This is a genomic window from Bradyrhizobium sp. (assembly GCF_019242285.1).
Taxonomy (GTDB): domain Bacteria; phylum Pseudomonadota; class Alphaproteobacteria; order Rhizobiales; family Xanthobacteraceae; genus Bradyrhizobium.
Map to the genome: position 1 here is coordinate 23,292 of NZ_JAFAVV010000221.1, position 6,690 is coordinate 29,981.

The 6,690-nt window shown below is 64.3% G+C and carries 8 protein-coding genes; 5 read left to right on the forward strand and 3 right to left on the reverse strand.

The window, feature by feature from the left end; genetic code table 11:
- Positions 1-123: 123 nt before the first annotated feature.
- Positions 124-1,104 (reverse strand): AraC family transcriptional regulator, encoded by a 981-nt coding sequence (locus JOY90_RS08565; RefSeq protein WP_291690708.1) that lies wholly within the window; start codon positions 1,102-1,104, stop codon positions 124-126.
- Positions 1,105-1,385: 281 nt separating this feature from the next.
- Here JOY90_RS08565 and JOY90_RS08570 point away from each other — a divergent pair, with 281 nt between their 5' ends.
- The 5 genes from JOY90_RS08570 (at position 1,386) to JOY90_RS08590 (ending at position 4,178) form a co-directional block, all read left to right on the forward strand.
- Entirely contained in the window at positions 1,386-1,811 is a 426-nt protein-coding gene (locus JOY90_RS08570; RefSeq protein WP_291690709.1) for a GFA family protein, read from the forward strand.
- On the forward strand, positions 1,795-1,986 hold the full coding sequence (locus tag JOY90_RS08575) for a hypothetical protein (protein WP_291690710.1): 192 nt from the start codon (positions 1,795-1,797) through the stop codon (positions 1,984-1,986). Before JOY90_RS08570 ends, JOY90_RS08575 begins: the two co-directional genes overlap by 17 nt.
- 162 nt (positions 1,987-2,148) lie before the next feature.
- Positions 2,149-2,595 (forward strand): isoprenylcysteine carboxylmethyltransferase family protein, encoded by a 447-nt coding sequence (locus tag JOY90_RS08580; protein WP_291690711.1) that lies wholly within the window; start codon positions 2,149-2,151, stop codon positions 2,593-2,595.
- Positions 2,596-3,138: 543 nt separating this feature from the next.
- Positions 3,139-3,768 (forward strand): glutathione S-transferase, encoded by a 630-nt coding sequence (locus JOY90_RS08585; RefSeq protein ID WP_291690712.1) that lies wholly within the window; start codon positions 3,139-3,141, stop codon positions 3,766-3,768.
- A gap of 29 nt (positions 3,769-3,797) precedes the next feature.
- A complete protein-coding gene (locus JOY90_RS08590; RefSeq protein ID WP_291690713.1) occupies positions 3,798-4,178 on the forward strand; it encodes a nuclear transport factor 2 family protein in 381 nt (126 codons plus the stop codon).
- Positions 4,179-4,197: 19 nt separating this feature from the next.
- Here JOY90_RS08590 and JOY90_RS08595 read toward each other — a convergent pair whose 3' ends face one another.
- Both JOY90_RS08595 and JOY90_RS08600 read right to left on the reverse strand, forming a co-directional pair.
- On the reverse strand, positions 4,198-5,142 hold the full coding sequence (locus tag JOY90_RS08595) for a phosphotransferase family protein (RefSeq protein ID WP_291690714.1): 945 nt from the start codon (positions 5,140-5,142) through the stop codon (positions 4,198-4,200).
- Positions 5,143-6,222: 1,080 nt separating this feature from the next.
- Positions 6,223-6,690, reverse strand: a 468-nt coding sequence (locus tag JOY90_RS08600) for a TRCF domain-containing protein (RefSeq protein WP_367276897.1), incomplete at its 5' end; no start/stop codon positions are given.

Here is a 6,690-nt window from a genome sequence, read left to right on the forward strand (position 1 = left end):
CGGCCGCCGGCGACGACCGGCGGCCGTCTTCGCGACGATGCATTTGCGAAAGCCCCGGCAACGCCGAAGTGCCTCGCGGCGATGCGCACGAGGCCAAGCTGGCGACGGCCGGCTGATGCCGCTCTATCCGCCGGATCGCATGCCCTGCCGCCAGGCCGACGGCGTCACACCCATCGTTCGCTTGAAGGAACGGCTGAAGGCGGCCTCGGACTCGTAGCCGATCTCGGATGCGATGGCCGCCATGTTCAGGTTCCTGCGGTTCAGCATCTCGGAGGCGACCTGCATTCGCCACCGGGCGAGATAGTGCATGGGCGGCACCCCGACGAGCTGCACGAAGCGCTCCGCGAGCACGCTTCGTGATACCCCGCATTGCCGTGCGAGACCTTCGATGGTCCAACTGAACGATGGCCGGGCGTGGACCAGCGCCAGCGCCTTGCCGACCGCCGGATCGCGCAAGCCCGCCAGCCAGCCGGTCCTCGGTTCCGGCAATGTCTCGATGTAGCGGCGCACCACGTCGATGAACATCAACTCGCTGAGCTTGGTCAGCACGCTTTCGCTGCCCGCGCGCCGATCGGCGACCTCGGCGACGGCGAAGTGAATGAACTGGCCGAGCCAGCCGGTGTCGTTGCGGCGCGGGTCGCCCGCCTTGAGCATCGGCGGCAATGCCTCGAGCAGCGGATTGAAGGGGCGTGAATCGCAGGCGAGATAGCCGCAGACGAGCCTCGCCGTCGCCTCCCCGCCCTCGGCGAGATTGACCTGAAACGGAAGCCGGACCGAGTCGGCCAGGTCGAAGAAATCGGCGCTCGGCGGCTCCGCGGGCAATCCGGCCCTGCTCGACATGATATGCGGATCGGAATTGGTGAAGACCACCACTTCGCCGGCCTCGAGCGGCACCGCTTCGCCGCCGATCAGGCTCGCGTAACAGCGGCCGGCGATCACGACGTGATAGGCGATCAGGTGATCGGCGCCCGGCAGTATCCGCGGCAGGATCAGATCCTTCGCCGGCGAGTGCACCGACCAGGGCTCCTGCGCGACGACATCGAAATAGGTGGCGCCGGTGAGCCTCACCGTCTTCAGCACATCGGATAACGCGTCTTCTGCCATTTCCCCGGTCTGCTCGGACGATCGATTGAGTTCAGGTCATTTCAATTTGTCGCTCGAGGCCACCGGCGGTTCGAGCATCCGCAAGCCTGCGCGGTGCAATCGAGACGCTCGATCAAGCCATCCGGACGCCCGATCAAGCGACGCATCCCGCGCCGAAAGGCGGCGGAATCGAATGCGGATGCGCGATCAAGAAACGCGAACGCGCGATCATTCCATTCAACGGCAGGACACGCAAGAAGAACGCATGAGCACGTCGCCGACGTGAGGATGGAGATTCGAAAATGATCACGCACAAAGGTAGCTGCTTTTGCGGTGCCGTGGAGCTTCAGGTTCAGGATGCGCCAGAAGCAATGGGCTATTGCCACTGCTCGTCCTGCCGCTCCTGGTCGGCTGCGCCCGTGAACGCCTTCACGCTGTGGAAGCCGCAGAATGTCCGCGTCACGAAGGGCGCGGAGTTCATCGGCAAGTACATGAAGTCCGAGGCCAGTCTCCGCCAGTACTGCAAGCGGTGCGGCGGGCACCTGATGACCGATCATCCCAGGCTCGGCCTGGTCGACGTCTATGCGGCAACGATCCCGACCTTGAAGTTCAAGCCGGCCGTGCATGTGAACTATTCGGAGACGGTGCTGCCGATGAAGGACGGCCTGCCGAAGCTGAGGGATTTCCCGGCCGAAATGGGAGGCACCGGCGATGTCGTTCCCGAGTAGGGCCGGCGTCGGCCGGCGCATCGTCCTGCTCGGCGCCAGGCTCGTCCTGCAAGGCGCGATGGCGTGCTCGATTCCGCATACCGGCATGGACGAGCTCCCTTCGGCGGGCTTTCGCGTCGCTCAAGAGGCGAACGGTCCGTCGACCGCGCCTGATGGCGTCACCGCTCACCGTTGAGCTCAGATCGCTCCAGCATGGCGGCCGCCGGCACCAAGTGGCGGCCGCCTTGTCAGGTGGATCAAATTTGCGCGGATGGACCCAAAGTGGCCAAACTCCTGCGATAGCCGCGCGCCATGCGCTGACAAGATCAGATGCACGGCCCATTCGGTTGCTTCGACCATGCTCAAGCTCCCGCCGCCAATCTGGACGCTGATCTATCTCCTGCTCTGTGCGGCGGTGAGCTGGTTGCTGGGTTGGCCCACGGTTCCCGGCCTGCCGCTCGCATGGCTGGGAGCCGTCCTGGTGGCGCTCGCGCTGATCCCGCCCGTCTGGGCTTTTGTCCTGTTCCAGCGGGAGGACACCGAAATCAACCCGACGTCGCCGACCAACCGCAAGCTCGTCACCCACGGTCCCTACCAGTTCACCCGCAACCCGATGTATCTGGGCTTGGTTACCCTCTCTTTGGGCGTCGCCATATGGATCGGCGCCTGGCCGATGTTCATTGCGCCCCTTGCCGTCTTCGCCACTGCCAACGGCATCCACATCCCCTTCGAGGAAGCCAAGATGCGCCGCCAGTTCGGCGCGGCCTATGACGACTATGTCGCGCGGGTGCGGCGCTGGGTTTGAGAGGCCGGACGGCGTGGGCGCATTTCTCATCACCATGCATTGGCGTGACGTAGACGCTCAATTCGGAAATCGAAACGCATGGCTGCACGGGTGCAAATGATGTAAATTTCGTCCATTGAGGTCGGGGGAGTCACGTATGCCGATCAGGCCGCCTCCGTTTTCAGAAAGGGATCTTGCACGCGCGCGCCAGATCGCGCGGTCATGGAAGCTTTGCGACCAGCTTTCACCTGACGATGTCGAGGTCGTCGCAAGGGCGATCGCCCAGGGCATTGCGGAAGGGCGCAGGAACGGCCTGGAAATGGCGCAGGAATATGAGACCTGTGTCACAACCCGGGCGGAGCCGTAGGATGGGCTAAGGCGAAGCGCCGTGCCCACCATTGTCTCGACAGCACGGCTCCGGCTGGTGGGCACGCTGCGGCCTTTGCGTGGCACACGTCAGTGCAAGCCGCGCTCAGCCCACCTGCCGATCTCATGACGCCGCAGGAATTTCGCGCTGGACAATCCGCGCTGCCGGCCCAGAATCCAACATCGAGGGAGCCTTTCATGAAATTTTACGACTGCGCCACCGCGCCCAGCCCGCGCCGGGTCCGCATTTTTCTCGCCGAGAAAGGCCTCACGGTGCCGAGCGTCCAGGTCGATCTGCGCAACGGCGAACAGTTCACACCGGCCTTCCGCGCGCTCAATCCCGATTGCACCGTTCCGGTGCTCGCGCTCGACAGCGGTGCGGCGATCACCAACGTCGTTGCGATTTGCCGCTATCTCGAAGAGCTCCATCCGGACCCCGCCCTGATGGGGCGGAACGCGGAGGAAAGAGCGATCGTCGAATCCTGGCTGCGGCGCATCGAGTGGGATGGTCTCCAGGCCGCGCAGGAAGCCTTTCGAAATGCCGCGCCGGGGTTGAAGGACAGAGCCTTGCCCGGTCCGCTCGCGCTCGAGCAGATACCGGCGCTCGCGGAGCGGGGACGCCTTCGGCTGCAGCATTTCTTCGCCTGGCTCGATGTGCGCCTCGCCGACAACGCGTTCGTCTGCGGACCGCGTTTCACGATCGCCGATATCGCCGCCATGATGGCCGTCGAGCTGTCAACCAGGGCGAAGCTCGAGCCTCCGGGCCATCTCGTTCATCTGCAAAGATGGTACAAGGACGTTTCTGCGCGCCCAAGTGCCAAGGCGTGAATTGCCGTGGCGTCAGGTGGGAGATGAAGATGGACGATCGAACCGCGCGGCTGGCGTTGGAGCGCCATTGGAAGGCTTCGGACGCAGGCGATTTCGAGATCGAGCATGACATCTACCACGAGGATGCGGTGCTCGAGTATCCGCAATCCGGCGAGCGGATCCGCGGCCGGCGTAATATTCAGGAGAGCAGGTTCGTCCAGCCGAACAAGAAGCGTTTTGCAGTCCGGCGGATCGTCGGCAGCGGTGATCTCTGGGTCACCGAATTCGTTCTCAGCTATGACGGCGCGCCGTCCTACACGGTCAGCATCATGGAATTCCGCGACGGACGGGTGGCCAACGAGACTCAGTATTTCGCCGACCCGTTCGATCCGGCACCATCGCGCCTGCATCTCGTCGAGCGAGCCGGCTGAGCGCCATGCCGGAATCCAGCTATCGGCTCATCTCGTCGAGGTCGCGCAGCAGGCCGGCAGGACCATCGGAGGTGTCGCCATGGCGTGTCAGGCTGCACCACATGACGACCCTGTGAAACAACGTATAGGCCCTGAGCGCCGTTTCCGGCTCCGGATGGTCGATCGCGCCATATCCGGCAAGAAGCGGCCCCGGGCTGCGGGGATCCTCATGGCCGCAGCAAAACAAGGCCTTCGCCAGATCAAACAGCGCGTCTCCGGCCCGGGCATTGCCGAAATCGATCAGGCCGGTGAGCTGCACGCTCCCATTCCTGTCGTGCTCAGCCAGCACGTTTCCCTGCTGCAGGTCGTCATGGCAAAAGACCGGTCCGGCGCTGTGTTCCAGCGTGGGGAGACTTGACCGTACCTGTTCCTCCAGGCGCTGCGCCAAGGTCTCTTCCCCGCCCTGCTCGCGAAACTGCCGAAGCGCCTGTTCGAACGCCGCCCGCATGTATTGATCGTTGGTCGGCTGCGGCCGCCGGATGCCGTCGGCGACGATATAGCCGTAGGCGGACATGGGAATGGCGTGCAGACGCCGCAGCAGCGCACCCATTTGCCGATAGACGTCGTCGATGTCGGGCGTGCCGATCAGGCTCCGCACCGTCACGCCGGGGAGCCACGTCGTCAGCGCGAAGCGGAACGGGATGTGCATTCGCCGCTCGTCGACCCGCAGCCAGCGCGGAATTGGCAAGCCTGCCCGCGCGCCGAGCCACCCGGCAACCAGGGCCTCCTTCGCCACGATCCATTCCGGCTCGTCGGCATAGATCTTGAGCACGAGCGGGCCTGCGGCCCCCGCGAGGTCGATACGGTAGACGTCGTTGACGCCGCCGTGCAGCCGCACGTACCCGACCGGATCGAGCGCACCATCGAGATCGCGAACGATGGCCCGGACCTGCTCGGGGTCGAGATCGACGGTCAGGCGCGGCATCGCTGGCGTCATCCTTCGCGACAGCGCATGCAGCGGAAGCTCGTCGCGTCGCGCTTTCCACCAGTCAATCCGACGTTCGCATCATATCGCGGTGAGCCTCGCTTGCGCACCCGAAATCGAGAGCACCGCTCGCCGTTGCACCGGTTGCCCGACAGGCGACTCAGCGCGGCTTTCGGCGCAATGTCGCCTTTCTTGCTCAGCAGGGACCCTGCAAGACGTCTGCGCCAAAACGCGATCTTGTCGAAGCTTTTCAAGCCGTTCGTCGCATCCAGGCCTCCGGCGCGAGAAATTTTACTTCCATAAATCCGAAAAATATGCGTTAATGGCCGCATTCCACTCCCGATAGAGGGGCGTTTCGCGATCGTCACGAACGTTGGGTCTGGAATGCGATGGACGCTTGGGCGCGCAAGACGGGCGCGTCGAGGCGGACGGCGAAGCCGTGTGGTCCCGGCGCCGCGACGCTGGCGCCAAGCCCGAGGGTGATGATCCCGAGGGCGACGGGGGCAAGAGAGCCCGTTCCCCGAGGAGAGCACGGTATAAGCGTTAACACCATCGCGCAGGGAATGCCGGTGATTTCGGCTGAACCTGTGGTTCCTGCCCCGTGCGTTCTTGCTGCACGGGGGCCATGGGTGAGGCTGAACCACCCGGCATTCCCTGCGCCCTCTTCGATTTCGAGGGCGAGATGGTTGGCAAGACTCGGGCGAAGTGCGCCGCGAGAATGCCGAGCCGTGTCTCTCCGCTGTCATGCCCGCGAGGGCGGGCATCCAGCATTCCAGAGGCGTCTCGCCTCAAGCACTGGCGCCTCTGGAATGCTGGGTCGCCCGGTCCCGCCTACGCCGAGGCTTCGGCGGGCACGCAAACCGGGCGACGACAGTGTGCCCTGCTCTTTGACATGTTGAATACGGACCTGAAGCTAGAGCCGTAGGGTGGGCAAAGCGGCCACACGCAGGACGCTTACCACGTAGAGACAGAAGCGTGCCCACCACCCGGAGCGATGCTGTCGATGGATGGTCGGCACGGCGCTGTCGCGCCTTTCCCACCCTACCGATCTCGCATTGGCGATGGAAATCGTCGCTCTTGCTACGCCGCCTTCCTGCTTTCGGCGAGGTTCGCGAGCTGATGCAAAATCTCCGTGGTGCCGGCGAGCCGCTCCTCCGGCGTCTTCCATTCCTGGAAGAACACGACCTTCATGTCGGGCCGCACCTTGGCGGCCTGGCCGTGCTGCTTGATGAAGAACACCAGCCGGTCGGGATGAGCAAAACTGTTGTCGCGGAAGGTGATGACGGCCCCCTTCGGCCCGGCATCGACCTTCTCGACATTGGCCCTGCGGCAATAGTTCTTGATCGCGGCAACCTTGAAGAGATAGCGCACCTCGTCGGGCAGCACGCCGAAGCGGTCGCGCAACTCGGCGGCGAAATTGTCGATCTCGTCGTCGGTCTCGAAATCGGCCAGCCTGCGATACAGCGACAGCCGCACCGAGAGATCGGAGACATAGTCCTCCGGGATCAGCACCGGCATGCCGATCGTGATCTGCGGCGACCAGCGTTC

Bases quoted from the DNA above. Each gene is read 5' to 3' on its own strand.
- JOY90_RS08565 (WP_291690708.1), bottom strand. From the start codon at position 1,104: ATGGCAGAAGACGCGTTATCCGATGTGCTGAAGACGGTGAGGCTCACC.
- JOY90_RS08570 (WP_291690709.1), top strand. From the start codon at position 1,386: ATGATCACGCACAAAGGTAGCTGCTTTTGCGGTGCCGTGGAGCTTCAG.
- JOY90_RS08575 (WP_291690710.1), top strand. From the start codon at position 1,795: ATGTCGTTCCCGAGTAGGGCCGGCGTCGGCCGGCGCATCGTCCTGCTC.
- JOY90_RS08580 (WP_291690711.1), top strand. From the start codon at position 2,149: ATGCTCAAGCTCCCGCCGCCAATCTGGACGCTGATCTATCTCCTGCTC.
- JOY90_RS08585 (WP_291690712.1), top strand. From the start codon at position 3,139: ATGAAATTTTACGACTGCGCCACCGCGCCCAGCCCGCGCCGGGTCCGC.
- JOY90_RS08590 (WP_291690713.1), top strand. From the start codon at position 3,798: ATGGACGATCGAACCGCGCGGCTGGCGTTGGAGCGCCATTGGAAGGCT.
- JOY90_RS08595 (WP_291690714.1), bottom strand. From the start codon at position 5,142: ATGCCGCGCCTGACCGTCGATCTCGACCCCGAGCAGGTCCGGGCCATC.